General features: G+C 56.8%; 24 protein-coding genes. 21 read left to right on the forward strand and 3 right to left on the reverse strand.

Annotation, left to right across the window (positions count from 1 at the left end; genetic code table 11):
* The first annotated feature begins 166 nt into the window (after nucleotides 1-166).
* The 21 genes from OX89_RS18550 (at nucleotide 167) to OX89_RS18580 (ending at nucleotide 9,834) form a co-directional block, all read left to right on the forward strand.
* Nucleotides 167-331 (forward strand): hypothetical protein, encoded by a 165-nt coding sequence (locus tag OX89_RS18550; RefSeq protein ID WP_157497384.1) that lies wholly within the window; start codon nucleotides 167-169, stop codon nucleotides 329-331.
* Between the two features lie 56 nt (nucleotides 332-387).
* Complete coding sequence (locus OX89_RS09310; RefSeq protein ID WP_047350417.1) at nucleotides 388-612, forward strand: hypothetical protein; 225 nt, start codon at nucleotides 388-390, stop codon at nucleotides 610-612.
* A gap of 30 nt (nucleotides 613-642) precedes the next feature.
* Nucleotides 643-879 (forward strand): hypothetical protein, encoded by a 237-nt coding sequence (locus OX89_RS09315; RefSeq protein WP_047350418.1) that lies wholly within the window; start codon nucleotides 643-645, stop codon nucleotides 877-879.
* Nucleotides 880-883: 4 nt separating this feature from the next.
* Nucleotides 884-1,027: a hypothetical protein gene (locus OX89_RS18555; protein ID WP_157497386.1), complete on the forward strand. Its 144-nt coding sequence runs from the start codon at nucleotides 884-886 to the stop codon at nucleotides 1,025-1,027.
* A gap of 15 nt (nucleotides 1,028-1,042) precedes the next feature.
* Nucleotides 1,043-1,372, forward strand: a complete 330-nt coding sequence (locus tag OX89_RS09320; protein ID WP_047350419.1) for a hypothetical protein — start codon at nucleotides 1,043-1,045, stop codon at nucleotides 1,370-1,372.
* 33 nt (nucleotides 1,373-1,405) lie between these two features.
* Nucleotides 1,406-2,032, forward strand: coding sequence for a DUF262 domain-containing protein (locus OX89_RS09325; protein WP_052952257.1), 627 nt, complete (start codon nucleotides 1,406-1,408; stop codon nucleotides 2,030-2,032).
* A 15-nt stretch (nucleotides 2,033-2,047) separates the two neighbouring features.
* Complete coding sequence (locus OX89_RS09330) at nucleotides 2,048-2,314, forward strand: hypothetical protein (protein WP_047350420.1); 267 nt, start codon at nucleotides 2,048-2,050, stop codon at nucleotides 2,312-2,314.
* Between the two features lie 129 nt (nucleotides 2,315-2,443).
* Nucleotides 2,444-3,430 carry a nuclease-related domain-containing protein gene (locus tag OX89_RS09335; protein ID WP_047350421.1) on the forward strand — a complete coding sequence of 329 codons (987 nt, stop codon included), beginning with the start codon at nucleotides 2,444-2,446 and terminating at the stop codon, nucleotides 3,428-3,430.
* A 67-nt stretch (nucleotides 3,431-3,497) separates the two neighbouring features.
* Nucleotides 3,498-3,752: a type II toxin-antitoxin system VapB family antitoxin gene (vapB, locus tag OX89_RS09340; RefSeq protein WP_047350422.1), complete on the forward strand. Its 255-nt coding sequence runs from the start codon at nucleotides 3,498-3,500 to the stop codon at nucleotides 3,750-3,752.
* 14 nt (nucleotides 3,753-3,766) lie between these two features.
* Complete coding sequence (locus OX89_RS09345; RefSeq protein ID WP_047350431.1) at nucleotides 3,767-4,165, forward strand: type II toxin-antitoxin system VapC family toxin; 399 nt, start codon at nucleotides 3,767-3,769, stop codon at nucleotides 4,163-4,165.
* Between the two features lie 11 nt (nucleotides 4,166-4,176).
* Complete coding sequence (locus tag OX89_RS09350) at nucleotides 4,177-4,392, forward strand: hypothetical protein (protein WP_157497388.1); 216 nt, start codon at nucleotides 4,177-4,179, stop codon at nucleotides 4,390-4,392.
* Between the two features lie 12 nt (nucleotides 4,393-4,404).
* On the forward strand, nucleotides 4,405-4,707 hold the full coding sequence (locus tag OX89_RS18560) for a hypothetical protein (RefSeq protein WP_157497390.1): 303 nt from the start codon (nucleotides 4,405-4,407) through the stop codon (nucleotides 4,705-4,707).
* A 99-nt stretch (nucleotides 4,708-4,806) separates the two neighbouring features.
* A complete protein-coding gene (locus OX89_RS19370; protein WP_199856229.1) occupies nucleotides 4,807-5,019 on the forward strand; it encodes a TrfB-related DNA-binding protein in 213 nt (70 codons plus the stop codon).
* Between the two features lie 52 nt (nucleotides 5,020-5,071).
* The gene (locus OX89_RS09355) at nucleotides 5,072-5,305 is read left to right on the forward strand and encodes a hypothetical protein (RefSeq protein ID WP_157497392.1); all 234 of its coding nucleotides are present in this window, start codon (nucleotides 5,072-5,074) and stop codon (nucleotides 5,303-5,305) included.
* A gap of 10 nt (nucleotides 5,306-5,315) precedes the next feature.
* Nucleotides 5,316-5,822: a TIGR02281 family clan AA aspartic protease gene (locus OX89_RS09360; RefSeq protein ID WP_157497394.1), complete on the forward strand. Its 507-nt coding sequence runs from the start codon at nucleotides 5,316-5,318 to the stop codon at nucleotides 5,820-5,822.
* Between the two features lie 49 nt (nucleotides 5,823-5,871).
* Nucleotides 5,872-6,267 carry a hypothetical protein gene (locus OX89_RS18565; RefSeq protein ID WP_157497396.1) on the forward strand — a complete coding sequence of 132 codons (396 nt, stop codon included), beginning with the start codon at nucleotides 5,872-5,874 and terminating at the stop codon, nucleotides 6,265-6,267.
* Between the two features lie 9 nt (nucleotides 6,268-6,276).
* The gene (locus OX89_RS18570) at nucleotides 6,277-6,492 is read left to right on the forward strand and encodes a hypothetical protein (RefSeq protein WP_157497398.1); all 216 of its coding nucleotides are present in this window, start codon (nucleotides 6,277-6,279) and stop codon (nucleotides 6,490-6,492) included.
* A 463-nt stretch (nucleotides 6,493-6,955) separates the two neighbouring features.
* Nucleotides 6,956-8,332 (forward strand): RNA-guided endonuclease IscB, encoded by a 1,377-nt coding sequence (iscB, locus tag OX89_RS09365; protein WP_047350426.1) that lies wholly within the window; start codon nucleotides 6,956-6,958, stop codon nucleotides 8,330-8,332.
* A gap of 137 nt (nucleotides 8,333-8,469) precedes the next feature.
* The gene (locus OX89_RS09370) at nucleotides 8,470-8,874 is read left to right on the forward strand and encodes an ATP-binding protein (protein WP_199856230.1); all 405 of its coding nucleotides are present in this window, start codon (nucleotides 8,470-8,472) and stop codon (nucleotides 8,872-8,874) included.
* A gap of 8 nt (nucleotides 8,875-8,882) precedes the next feature.
* A complete protein-coding gene (locus OX89_RS18575; RefSeq protein ID WP_157497400.1) occupies nucleotides 8,883-9,278 on the forward strand; it encodes a hypothetical protein in 396 nt (131 codons plus the stop codon).
* 220 nt (nucleotides 9,279-9,498) lie between these two features.
* A complete protein-coding gene (locus tag OX89_RS18580) occupies nucleotides 9,499-9,834 on the forward strand; it encodes a hypothetical protein (RefSeq protein WP_157497402.1) in 336 nt (111 codons plus the stop codon).
* A 214-nt stretch (nucleotides 9,835-10,048) separates the two neighbouring features.
* On the opposite strand, the gene OX89_RS18585 is transcribed toward OX89_RS18580, so the two are convergent.
* From OX89_RS18585 to OX89_RS19085, 3 genes are all read right to left on the reverse strand, one after another.
* Entirely contained in the window at nucleotides 10,049-10,753 is a 705-nt protein-coding gene (locus OX89_RS18585) for a hypothetical protein (RefSeq protein WP_157497404.1), read from the reverse strand.
* 182 nt (nucleotides 10,754-10,935) lie between these two features.
* Nucleotides 10,936-11,109 (reverse strand): hypothetical protein, encoded by a 174-nt coding sequence (locus OX89_RS18590; protein ID WP_157497406.1) that lies wholly within the window; start codon nucleotides 11,107-11,109, stop codon nucleotides 10,936-10,938.
* Nucleotides 11,110-11,374: 265 nt separating this feature from the next.
* The coding region (locus tag OX89_RS19085) for a hypothetical protein (RefSeq protein WP_234305542.1) at nucleotides 11,375-11,713 on the reverse strand (339 nt) is incomplete at its 5' end.

Genomic DNA, 11,713 nt, shown 5'->3' on the forward strand with positions numbered 1-11,713 from the left:
TTGCAGTAATTCCAGACCTGATTGACCTCTCGGGCCATCGCAGACAACACACGGGCGTGTTTGTCCTTGAGGCGCAGGCGCAGGGTCTTAGTGCAATCCATGTACTTTAATGTATTACAATAAATGATCTTGCGCAAGCATTTTTGTATGACGGATAATGCACCGCATGGAAGAACAAAAGAAACCCAGGGGTCGCCCACCAACGCCTGAAGACAAGGTGTTGCTGATGCGCTCCATCCGGCTCACGCGCGAGCAGTGGGCCAAGGTCGATGCGGCGGGACTACGGGCGCTGCGCCAGCTCATAGATCGCTGGAAACCCAAGCAGCCCTGACGGGCTGCGCGCTCTCAACCCCGGCCTGAACGCCGAGGCTTCCCGCGCATTCGGTGATGGCTGCAAAGAAGACTACGGCAGGAGATACGACGCGCACGGAACGCGCCAAAGCGCACCTTGAGCGCCTGGTGGAAGCCAAGGGCAAACGCCTGCTGGTCGATCTGGATGCCGATGGGAATGCGGCGCTGGAAGCGCTGGTTGCGAGCGGCTATGGCGCGACCAATAAGGCTGTGGTGATTCGCGCACTGATCGCCGCCAGCAAGCGCATCAAAAAGCCTTGACAGCGTTTATATAAACGCTATAATAGAGTCATGAACACCGAAACCGTCAACAATACCGGCATACGCATCGGGCACTTCTACAAGGTGCCGCGCGGCTTCGAGATGCCGTTCGCGGGGCGCTGGCTCAAGGCAGTTGGGCACCATGCGGGCTGCATCAACTTTCGGGCTGCTGCCGGAAATTTCCTGTCCCTTGGCAACGCCACGGCCGAGCTGCTTGCGAAGCACGCGGACGAGGTTCGCGTCACCAGCCCGAAGTCTTTTTGCTGAAGCCATGACCTATGTCGTCATTGTCCAACGCACGCCGATGCAGCGTGACGTGTACGGCCCCTATCGGAGCTTCAAGGCGGCGGAGGGGGACGCAAAGGCCTGGGGCGGCACCGTCGAGCCGGTCATGAAACCTAATACCCACCAATGAGTAAGGACAGTCAGCATGCCTCGCATCCTCAACCAATCCCAGGCTGAAGCCATCTACAGCGCCATGTGCGCACTGAACAACTTGGGTAGCACCTCCATTGAACTTGACCTCCCTGGCGACATCTGGATTCAGGCTGGAGTGAATGGTGGGGTCATCGTCTGCCCGCGTCATGTGGGCGCGAAACTGGAGCAGCATGCAAGCCAAGCCGCTTTCGCCGCCGCATATGGCCTGGATGGCAAAGAGCCTCGCACCGCCGAATACACGCCTGGGGTTGGTTGGCAGGTCGTCACGAAGACTGGCCGACGTGGCAACTTCGATACCGAGGCTCAGGCCTTGGCTGCCTGAACGGTGTCATCAGAACTCAAACGGAAGAAAAGAATGCGCCCCCCATACGGCCTGCCTGAGAAATACTGGAGTTCGCTGAGCCGCGAGCACCAGGCCCTGTTTGGCCTCGTCAGGCCGATGCCCGAAGCCGCCTACACGGTGGACTGGCAGCTGGGAATGCTGGAGCAAACCTTGGCCGGTATTGAGTCTGACATGCTCGGGGCCGGTGGCTCGTTTGAGCTGATACCGGATTTCCAGCGCGGCCATGTGTGGACGGATGCGCAGCGCACGGCTTATGTCGAAGCCATCATCCGCAAGACGACGACGGGCCGCATCCTGTTCAACTGCCCTGGGTGGTCGCGTTCCACGAGCGGCGAGGGAGACATCAAGGAGAATACGTTTCAGTGCATCGACGGTCTGCAGCGGCTGACTGCCGTGCGCAAGTTCATGGCTGGCGATCTCCCGGTGTTCGGCGGGATGTCGGTCTCGGATCTGAGGGGTTCGCCGTTCGATCCATTCCGCATGTCGTATCGTCTGCAGATTGGCATCTATGAGTTCACTTCCAGGGCCGAGTTGCTTCAGTTCTACCTGGACTTGAATGCCGGGGGCACGGTGCATGCGCCGCAGGAGATTGAGCGCGTGCGTGAGCTTCTCGTGCAGGCCAAAATTGACTCGATTTGAATCAAAGGAAAGAGAATGGACTCGATAGTGAAAATCACTGTGATCGCACTAGCCATGGGTGGCTGCTTGGGTGTGGTTGCTGTGTACGGGTTTACAGGTGGCTACGGTAAGGGGCCGAAGTTGGCGCTTCGTCTCCTTGTTGCATCAAGCAGTTTCGGCTTTGTTCTTGCAGGTGCATATTCCATTTTCCGCGATGGTCTCGGTGTTCTGCCGCTTGCATTCTTTGGCCTCGCCATTTCACTCCCGGTCGTGCTGCGGCGAGAGCTCTTCTCCAAGATATAGGAAAGAACCATGAGCATCAACACCGTGCCGACAGCTGAGGTGATCGAGTCGATGGCCTCCCGACATGACAACTCCCGCCACCTAACCGCCGCTGGCGGTTGAGGTGGGGGGAGTTGTCATAATCACACCATGATCATCAAACACGCTGACGACAAGCGCCCTCAGTTGGCCGCTCTCGAAAATCTCCTCAGGCATCCATCAGCCGATGCGGCGACGAGGAAACGCATCGAGCAGGAGCTGCGCAATATCCAAGCGGGCATTCGTGGTGAAGAGGAAGCCGCCTACGAAATGAAGGTGCAATTCGGGGATAGCGCCAATTGGATGGTCATTCATGATCTGCGTGTTGAATATGGCGAGCTGGTGGCACAGATCGACCACCTGATCATGAACCGCTTCCTCGAAATGTGGGTCTGTGAGAGCAAACACTTTTCCGAGGGCGTAGGCATCAACGAGCATGGCGAGTTTGCAGCTTTCTTTGGCGGCAAGCCCTACGGGGTGCCATCCCCTATCGAGCAGAACAACCGGCACATGCTGATCTTGCGGCGGCTATTCGCGTCGGGAGCTATCGCGCTGCCCAAGCGACTGGGCTTCACCATCAAGCCGGAATTGAAGGGGCTGGTGTTGGTATCCAAGGGAGCCCGCATCAGCCGACCCAAGGCGAAGATCGATGGCATCGAAGCCCTCATCAAGAACGATCAGTTGTTTAGGACTATTGAAAAATCGTTTGACGAGGGTGGTTCGTTAATCCTGGCCAAGGTTGTTGGTAGCGACACACTCGAAGCCCTGGCCAAGCAAATCGCCAAACTGCACAAGCCTATCGAGTTCAACTGGCACGCCAAGTTCGGCCTGGCAGAGCCGCCACAGACAGCAGCTCCGGTCGCTCCCGTGCGGCCCGTTGCGGTTCAGGCTGTGCCGCCAATTCAGCCAACCAAGGCCGTACCCGCTACGTGTGCCGCAGCACCAACTGTCGAGCCGAAGGCAAAGCAGAAGCTGGTGTGCCATTCATGCAGCGAATCCATTTCCTACAACGTCGCGAAATTCTGCTGGTTTAACAAACCAAGGTTTGGCGGCAACCTCTACTGCATGGATTGTCAGAAAAAGGTCGTTCCTGCCTGAGAGAGGTCGCGAGCCAGTATCGATATATGGCTTGCCATATGGCAAGAGTCGCCATATACTTTGATACATGGCAACACATCATGCCTCACCCCCCAAACCAACCGCACGCGTCGGTTGGAACAACCGTTCTCAGACGGTCACGATGCCGCTCGAATTCCGGTTCCCTGATTCGGTGCGCGAGGTGTTCATCCGTCGTGAAGGAGAAAGCGTCATCTTGACGCCGCGCCCGACCGATTGGTCAGGCTTCTTCGCTTTGGGCACGGCCTCAGCCGACTTCATGGCAGAACGCGAACGCATGCCAATTCAGGAGCGCAAGTTTTGACGGCGGCGCTGTTCATGCTGGACACCGATACCTGCATCTTCCTCATGCGCGGTGAGTCTCCGACCCTGGCGGCTAAGGTGCAGTCGGTGCCGCTGCAGCAACAGGTGATGTCGGCAGTGACGTTTGCCGAGCTGACCTATGGAGTGCAGGTCTCCGCTGCCGGTAAGCGCAAACAGAACCAGGCGGTTCTGGACAGCCTGGCCTTGCACCTGGCCGTGCTGGACTGGCCTCAAGACGCGGCGAAACACTACGCCGAGATTCGTGCCGACCTGAAGAAGCGCGGTGCGCAGCTCGGTGCTGCGGATCTGATGATCGCGGCACATGCAAGGGCTGTGGGGGCCATCGTCGTGACGAACAATGTCACGGACTTCGGGCGCGTGAAAGGCCTGCAAGTCGAGAATTGGGCCAAGTAGGAAAACAAATCATGCAGATGAGCAAGCCCAAAGGTCGCCTGGCCAAGAGAATGACCTTCTACCACCTCAATCGCCGAAATGCGCAGGGGCAAGCCTTCATCCAGCAGCTTCGCGTTGCCCTCCCTGCCAAAGCCGAGCAGCAGGCCGTTGCTGCCCTTCCTACCGTGTACCGCGATGAGTGGGACGCGCCGACATTCGATGCCTTCCGTGCTCGTGCAAGTAACTGATCGGAAAGAAAAATGACGGACTCTGCGATTCTGTTCGTGGCGCTTGCACTTCCTGCCATTGGGTATGCAGCGGTGTGGTTGCATGTCGGTGGTTTCTATTACCTTCGGCACCCTGGTGCCGAGTTGGTGGATGACGCTATGCGTCTCGGACGGGCGAGGGAATTTACCCTCAACGACATGCCAAGCCGCCTAGCTGGCGTTAAGGATGAAGATGTCCGTGCTGAATGTGAAAGGCTGCGCAGGGAGTTGGCCATCCGAAAAACCTCGGTGTGGGAGAAGCTGGTTTTCTCAACAAATCGTCGGTTCCTAAAGTGACTATCGCGCAGCCCGGCACGCTCTGATACCGGTCTGTTTAATTTCCAAGAATGGATCCATTTCCCGCTGCCAAGATCGTGTCGCGTCGAAGGAGAACAATTGCTGACGCCAGAGCAGTTTGACGCCCTCGCCAAGTTAACGCGTGCACGTGAGCCCGCCCGTTTGGCTGCGCGACGCGTTCTTGTCGATGGTATCAGTCAAGCGGACGCAGCTCGCGAGCTAGGTATTTCGCCATCAGCCCTGGGCAATTCCGTGCGGCGCTACCGCGAGTTTGATTCTTTAATTCGGGATGCATATCAGATACGTGATTGACATACACGTTATAACGTGTATATAATGCAAGCATCAACTAGTAGGAAAGATTATGCGTCTTGTGTACAGGGAAACTCAAAAACCCGTGGCCTTGGGCGACACGGTGATCATCAACGGCAATTCGTTCGAAGTCACCTACTTCACCAAACCGCACAAGGCATCGTCTGAGGGAAAGGTGCAGGTAACGTACAAAGGCGAGGAAGAATCCACCACGTCCAGAGAGTATTACGTTGGCATCATCGGTGCCGAGTGGATTGAGCGCGAAGACCGAGTAAACGCCGAATGAGGGAAACTCATTGACATCGAAACGCAAAGCCGACGACAGTTCGGTATGGCGACTCCACGCGGGCATGGCTGCTTTCTGGATTGCAGCGCTGGCCTTGTTGTATGTTGCCATGGATCGCTATTTGCAACCACCTGCTTTGACGGTCACTGCGGAAGGGGTTTTGCTGCTGAAGCGCCACCGGGACGGCCATTTCTATGCTGACGGCCAGGTGAATGAACAGTCAGTACGCTTCTTGGTGGACACAGGGGCTACGAGCGTTGCGCTCACCGACGAGCTCGCATCGCGCGCAGGTCTACACGGCGGCGAGATGGCTCAATTTCATACTGCCAATGGTGTTCGCATGGGGCGAATTGTTCGGGCCGATTCCGTCAAAATTGGGCCATTGCAAGTGAACAATATTTCCGTGAGCACCGGCTACACGGGGAAAAATGTGCAGGATGCCTTGCTCGGTCAGAATTTTTTGCGACAGTTTTGGGTATCTATCAATGGCGACGAGCTTGAGATGCGGCGGCGATGATTTACTCATCCATGGATAATAATGATTTCAACGCAACAAAGGAAAGTGCATGCAGGCCAGTGAATACAAGACCTCTCTTCAACTAGCTCGCAAGATCATCGCAGCGGTTTCGCGTGAAAAACAGGATGTTCTGGCCGCTGCCTATGAGCGCTATATGTGCTTCAGCGGCGTCCATGACCCGGAGCCTGGAGTAAACCATGTTGCAGAGGATAGGACGCAATTCCCTCATCTATTGATGTACGCCGAGAATGGCGATCCTTTGTTGAGCGATGAGCGCTGTGCGGATTTCATGGTGGCCGTTTCTGGCTTGCCTCGGGAATGGTGCCTAGCTTGGGATGAGGTAGCCTTCGCGGAGGAACATGGCGAAGACTTCGTTGAAAACCAAACAAAGCGCCAAGAATCAAATCGGCTTGAGACAGAAATAGCAACTGCACTTGGCAATTGAAGAAAACACATGAAAATTAACAACCAAGAATCAAATGACCCATTAGCTAAGTTGCCATCGTGGCAGTTGCTATGCATCATGCTCGGCAGTGTCGGTGCTGTTGTTTCATTGCTATATTTGACAGGGGTGCTTCTTTTTTCCTTGTCGCATTGGGAATACGCGCTGGGCGCCTTTGTCTTTTGCGGTGGTCTCGCCTTGGCGTTGATCCCCAAGGGCACTCATTAATCAGGTGAAAACTATGCCTATCTTCCTCATGTTGTTCATGTCCATCATTCTGGCAAGGGTCGGCATGTTTGGCCACGCGATCGCTTGCAGTATTTTTGCGATTATTTCAGCGACACAGCAAGTGCTTTCAATCGCTTAGAAACTTGGCAATTGAAGAAAAACGTGTCAACCACCCCCCCCTAAAGGAAGGGGCTTGAGGGAGCCATCCCAATAGCCCGAGGTTGACCAGACCGAGAAAGGGGAAGCGATTTTCCAATCTACGTTGTGCAGAAGACAAAAGACCTACCCAGGAATGCTTCCTCAGTTCCTGGCCCTGGAAGTGGCAATTGCAGACACGCTTCGGGTAAGCACGAAACGGATTGCCGCCGATTGGTTAAAACCAATCACCTGCTGCGCAACATGGTCGAGGGGAGAGGCTCGCAAGAGCCCGTTACCGCCGCAAGGCGAGATAAGGAGTAATCCAATGCGAGTGTTCGTACTTGCACAACGCGGACAGCCGCTCATGCCCTGCCACCCGGCCAGGGCGCGGCAGCTGCTCAGGCAGGGCAAGGCCGTGGTGCATCGCACGATGCCCCTGGTGATCCGGCTCAAGGATCGTCTGGAGGGAGACACGCAGCCCGTGCGCCTCAAACTCGATCCGGGCAGCAAGGGCACAGGCCTGGCCCTGGTGCGTGAGCAGCCTTCGGGCACCCTTGCGGTGCTCCACTTGTTCGAGCTGGCCCACCGTGGTCGGCAGATCAGCGAGGCGCTCACGGCCCGCCGCCAGATGCGTCGGCGCCGCAGGGGCAACCTGCGCCACCGCGCACCCCGGTTCATGAACCGGGGCAACAAGAGCAAGGGTTGGCTGGCCCCCAGCCTGCGGCACCGCGTGGACACCACCTTGGCGTGGGTCACTCGGCTGCAGCGCTGGACACCGCTTACGGCCGTCAGCTCGGAGCTGGTGCGATTTGACATGCAGGCGCTACAGAATCCGGAAATCTCCGGTATCGAGTACCAACAAGGCACGCTGGCGGGCTACGAGCTGCGCGAGTACCTGCTGGAGAAGTGGGGCAGGCAATGCGCCTACTGCGGCGCCCAGGACACCCCGCTGCAGATCGAGCACATCCGGCCCAGGGCCAACGGCGGCAGCAACCGCGTGAGCAACCTCACCCTGGCCTGCCAGTGCTGCAACCAGAAAAAAGCGGCCCTGCCCGTTGAAGTGTTCCTGGCCCACAGGCCGGACGCACTACGGCGCATCCTGGCCCAGGCCAGGCGCCCGCTCAAGGATGCCGCAGCCGTCAATGCCACGCGCTGGGCCTTGGCTAACGCCCTCAAGGGCACGGGCCTGCCGCTGGAGCTGTCCTCGGGCGGACGCACCAAGTTCAATCGCGCCCGCCTGGGTGTACCCAAGACCCATGCGCTCGATGCGGCATGCGTCGGCGAGTTCTCCGCCCTCACGGGCTGGAACCAACCGACGCTGCACCTCCAATGCACGGGACGCGGCAGCTACCAGCGCACGCGCCTGGACAAGTTCGGCTTCCCACGCGGTTACCTGATGCGCCAGAAACAGGTCAAGGGTTTCCAGACCGGCGATCTGGTCAAGGCCCAAGTGCCTGCGGGCAAGAAGGCGGGAGCACACCGGGGCCGGGTCGCCATCCGGGCCACGGGCAGCTTCAACATCCAGACCGGCACGGGCGTCGTTCAGGGCATTTCTCATCGCCACTGCAGGCTGATTCAGCGGGCAGACGGCTATGGGTATTTTTACCAACCCCAGATAGCAAACACAGACGAGAACCAGGGGCGTGCGTTGCACGCCGCGCTATCCCTCCCCGCCCTGAAGGGCGGGGTCTCTCGCGCATGACTGATGAAATCGGCACTTTGCGCATGCATATGACTCCTGAGGAAGCTCTGACGTTCGGCCTCAATCTGGTCGCAGCAGCACGTGATCGAATGAAGGCAGAGGGTCGGTTCTGATTCTTCGAAAACCAGGGAATGACCATGAACGACGACCTCGATTCCAGGGTGGTGATTGTGCGGGGCCTGCCTGGTTCTGGAAAATCCACGCTGGCTCGTGAGATTGCGAGAATCTGCGGGTATGTCCATGTCGAGAACGACATGTATTTCGAGGCAGAGAGTGGGTACGAATACGACCGTTCGCGGCTTGGTGAGGCTCAGCAGTGGTGCTTGCGCGTTGCACGGGATGCAGTCCTGGCAGGCAAGAAGGTGGTTGTCTCCAATGTCTTCACCAAGGTGGAGCACATGGACGACTTCATGCAGCTGCATGACGATGTGGCCGTCATCGAATGCCTGGGCAGCTATGGCAGCGTCCACGATGTACCGGCTGATGTGTTGGGTCGTATGCGGGCATCTTGGGAGCCCTATGCGAGCGCGATTCGGATCTAGGAAAAACAATGCAGTGGCTAAAAAATCTGTTCAAGCGTAAAAGCGACCAGGCGACCCCAAATCGCGAGTCGCAGGCGAAGGTCGCGCCAGAGAAGGGGTCGGTTGCGGGGTTTCCGCCGCAGAGGTCGATTGCTGGAGCGCAGCATCAGGATGATTCCGACAATCTTCCTTTGAGCATGGCCATTTCCTCAGCCACTGGCAATGTCGCCCTGGGCTATATTGCGGGTGGCTCCATGACAGGTGCCATCCTTGGCTCGGCATTGGGCAGCGATAGCCATTCCGACGCTTCAGCCGCAGTTTGCATCGCCAGTGACCGGGGCGACTCCGACCTTGCGAGCTCATCCAGTAGTTGTGAGAGCGGCTCCAGCAGCGATAGTGATTCGAGCCACGGATCTTGGGATTGAAGCTGCATCCCACGGACACTACCTATCTACACCAAGGTCTGCGCCATCTTCTTTCAGCCTAACGCATCCAGGTTTGCGCTGCAAGAAAATGCGATCAAAATCCGTTCTTTTGGGTTGTCTTCGTGTACCGCCCAGAACCATTACACTTTTTGCAGGTCACCGTGGTGTAGGCGCCACTCCCGCTGCACCGTTTGCAGGGCTCGTTCACGGCGGGCTTGTGTTGACCGATGCCGTTGCAGCGCGTGCATTTCTTGCCATGCATTATTCCATGACCTTCGCAGCCGAAGCAGAGCTTGGCAGCACGATGAAACACGCCAGTACCATTGCAGCCGTTGCAGTGGTGTGTTTTTTCCCCGGTGCCACCGCATTGAGAGCAGGGGCCGTCGATATGTGTTGTTACGTGGTCTTTGAAGAATCCGGGGCGAATGGTTCTCTTAACTGTCGTCCCATCTGTGCGATGCGCAATTTCATCTGCGCCACCAAGAAAACGTCGCTTTATCTCGCCTTCTTCAACTACCACCCCATTTTTCATGGTTTGGGATTTCGTCTCTGTTAAGAATAATCCCTTCTGATGGGTGTACGTTTTAGTTTTTCCGGTGTCGTGGTGTGTGACGACAGTGCGCTTGTCGGTGAAAACACCCCCTGCGCGCTCTACTGTCGTTCCTTCTCCGAGATTTGATTTGAAAAATATCTCGAAGAACCCGCTGCTTCGCCTGTTTCTGAATAACGCCATTCTTGTTAAGCCTTTGAATTGAAGCGGTAGGGGTGGTTCATGCCCAGGTCTTTTCGATTTCCGTGAGGCCTTTGGAGACGTTGGGCTCATCGAGACACACGCCTTTAGCACCTGCGTAGATTTCATCGACTATGCGAGCGCCGGCCAGGTTGTCCACGTCCGCGTAAAAATCGAAGGTGATTTCACTTTTGCCGCGTACTTCCCTGGCGAGGTGAGTGAGGTACAGGTACGCGCTGTATGCGCCTGCTTTGCTCAGATCGTAGCCCACGGTGGTGCCGCGCTCCTGGGGCAGCACGTACACAACCTCGGGAACGATGGTGACGAGGATGCGACTGGGGTCGTTCAGGTATAGCTTCTTGCTGATCTCCATTTCCAGGTAACCGACAGGTTGGTCGGGGCGCGTCCTGCTGGCCACAAGGAGGTAGGTATCGGTGATGATTTTGCTGTTATTGTCCTCGTGCACTTGATGGAGCTCGTCCATGGTTTTCATGCGACGGTGCTCATGAGACCAGCAGGGGTGGTAGGTATGATCGACGGCTTCAGCATCACCCTCGAACTCACCGTGGCGTTTTTGCAGATACGCATGCAGTGCAGCAGGAGACCATTGCACAGGGCTGGTCAGAATGAGGGTTCTCTTGTCCCAGGCCCGCACGAGTAGGTCGTGCAGACGACCTTGGGTTTCGCTTGGCTGGAAGCGGTCGCTACGGCAGATGTAGTCGTTGAATGTCAGCGGAAGATTCAAGGCACTTCTCCTGTGTTGGTTTAGCAAAATCTGGATGGGATGGCTTCTGCGATCGGCGCAACTTTCACGGCCCTAATGGGGTTTGCGGCTGTTGGATGGCATGGTCATAGCAGCAAGCGCCGCTGAATGGCCGGTGTCGAGATGAAGCCCATCTACGCGTAGCGTGCCATTGCGCGCATCGCTTAGAGGAAGTGGTTCAACAATTGATGGAAACCGTCAGCAACGATGGTGACGGCATCTACTTCAAAGGTTTGCATGAGAGCCATAAGGTTGCCCAGGCCATACATGGCGCCAAAGGCGGCGCAAACAAAAAGGCGGCTACCCCAGCCTTCAGTGTTGGTGTGCAGGTCGTCCATGTGTGCTTAAGCTTTCACTTCCAGGGTTGATGTCCTCGGTTGCCTGCTAGTCTAAAAATGGCCCTAACCCTTCTTTGCCAGGAGAAGCAGCCAGGTTTACCGTGTTTCGAAAGGACGCCCGATCTGTTCGGTATGTTGCCAGGTAGAGCGCCTGCTTTTCTGACCCAAAAAAAATAGCCCCCTGAAAACTCAGAGGGCTATTGCTGTTTGAGTCCAGCCCATTGGGCTATGCGCTTGGGCTGGCGCGATTTCGGAGTTTGCGCATTTAGGCTTTGTTCAGCCTGTACGTCACACTAATGGTTTGTGCACCGTAAGCCCAGGCGACGTTCGCGGTGGCACTGTTGTCGGTGGAGGTGCAAGCAAAACTGCGGACTGCAGGGTCGCCAGCCATATCTGCCTCAATGTTTTTGCACCACCCCGCAAAGCTCATCTTCTCTGCTTCCTTGGCAGGTATCGTTGTACGTGCAACTTGCCCAGTGGTGTTGTTTATGATGGTCAAGACGAGCGGCCCTGTTATCGGGGATACGCTGCCATCATTCTCTTTGTCTGGATCTTTGCCTGCGCATTCCACTGATGGCGGACAGTGATTCCATTCCCATCGCGG

Source organism: Diaphorobacter sp. J5-51 (genome assembly GCF_001023515.1).
GTDB lineage: Bacteria > Pseudomonadota > Gammaproteobacteria > Burkholderiales > Burkholderiaceae_C > Diaphorobacter > Diaphorobacter nitroreducens.

What these genes read in the sequence shown, in the direction of transcription:
- OX89_RS18550 (WP_157497384.1), top strand. Translation starts at nt 167, where the DNA reads ATGGAAGAACAAAAGAAACCCAGGGGTCGCCCACCAACGCCTGAAGAC.
- OX89_RS09310 (WP_047350417.1), top strand. Translation starts at nt 388, where the DNA reads ATGGCTGCAAAGAAGACTACGGCAGGAGATACGACGCGCACGGAACGC.
- OX89_RS09315 (WP_047350418.1), top strand. Translation starts at nt 643, where the DNA reads ATGAACACCGAAACCGTCAACAATACCGGCATACGCATCGGGCACTTC.
- OX89_RS18555 (WP_157497386.1), top strand. Translation starts at nt 884, where the DNA reads ATGACCTATGTCGTCATTGTCCAACGCACGCCGATGCAGCGTGACGTG.
- OX89_RS09320 (WP_047350419.1), top strand. Translation starts at nt 1,043, where the DNA reads ATGCCTCGCATCCTCAACCAATCCCAGGCTGAAGCCATCTACAGCGCC.
- OX89_RS09325 (WP_052952257.1), top strand. Translation starts at nt 1,406, where the DNA reads ATGCGCCCCCCATACGGCCTGCCTGAGAAATACTGGAGTTCGCTGAGC.
- OX89_RS09330 (WP_047350420.1), top strand. Translation starts at nt 2,048, where the DNA reads ATGGACTCGATAGTGAAAATCACTGTGATCGCACTAGCCATGGGTGGC.
- OX89_RS09335 (WP_047350421.1), top strand. Translation starts at nt 2,444, where the DNA reads ATGATCATCAAACACGCTGACGACAAGCGCCCTCAGTTGGCCGCTCTC.
- vapB (WP_047350422.1), top strand. Translation starts at nt 3,498, where the DNA reads ATGGCAACACATCATGCCTCACCCCCCAAACCAACCGCACGCGTCGGT.
- OX89_RS09345 (WP_047350431.1), top strand. Translation starts at nt 3,767, where the DNA reads ATGCTGGACACCGATACCTGCATCTTCCTCATGCGCGGTGAGTCTCCG.
- OX89_RS09350 (WP_157497388.1), top strand. Translation starts at nt 4,177, where the DNA reads ATGCAGATGAGCAAGCCCAAAGGTCGCCTGGCCAAGAGAATGACCTTC.
- OX89_RS18560 (WP_157497390.1), top strand. Translation starts at nt 4,405, where the DNA reads ATGACGGACTCTGCGATTCTGTTCGTGGCGCTTGCACTTCCTGCCATT.
- OX89_RS09355 (WP_157497392.1), top strand. Translation starts at nt 5,072, where the DNA reads ATGCGTCTTGTGTACAGGGAAACTCAAAAACCCGTGGCCTTGGGCGAC.
- OX89_RS18565 (WP_157497396.1), top strand. Translation starts at nt 5,872, where the DNA reads ATGCAGGCCAGTGAATACAAGACCTCTCTTCAACTAGCTCGCAAGATC.
- OX89_RS18570 (WP_157497398.1), top strand. Translation starts at nt 6,277, where the DNA reads ATGAAAATTAACAACCAAGAATCAAATGACCCATTAGCTAAGTTGCCA.
- iscB (WP_047350426.1), top strand. Translation starts at nt 6,956, where the DNA reads ATGCGAGTGTTCGTACTTGCACAACGCGGACAGCCGCTCATGCCCTGC.
- OX89_RS09370 (WP_199856230.1), top strand. Translation starts at nt 8,470, where the DNA reads ATGAACGACGACCTCGATTCCAGGGTGGTGATTGTGCGGGGCCTGCCT.
- OX89_RS18575 (WP_157497400.1), top strand. Translation starts at nt 8,883, where the DNA reads ATGCAGTGGCTAAAAAATCTGTTCAAGCGTAAAAGCGACCAGGCGACC.
- OX89_RS18590 (WP_157497406.1), bottom strand. Translation starts at nt 11,109, where the DNA reads ATGGACGACCTGCACACCAACACTGAAGGCTGGGGTAGCCGCCTTTTT.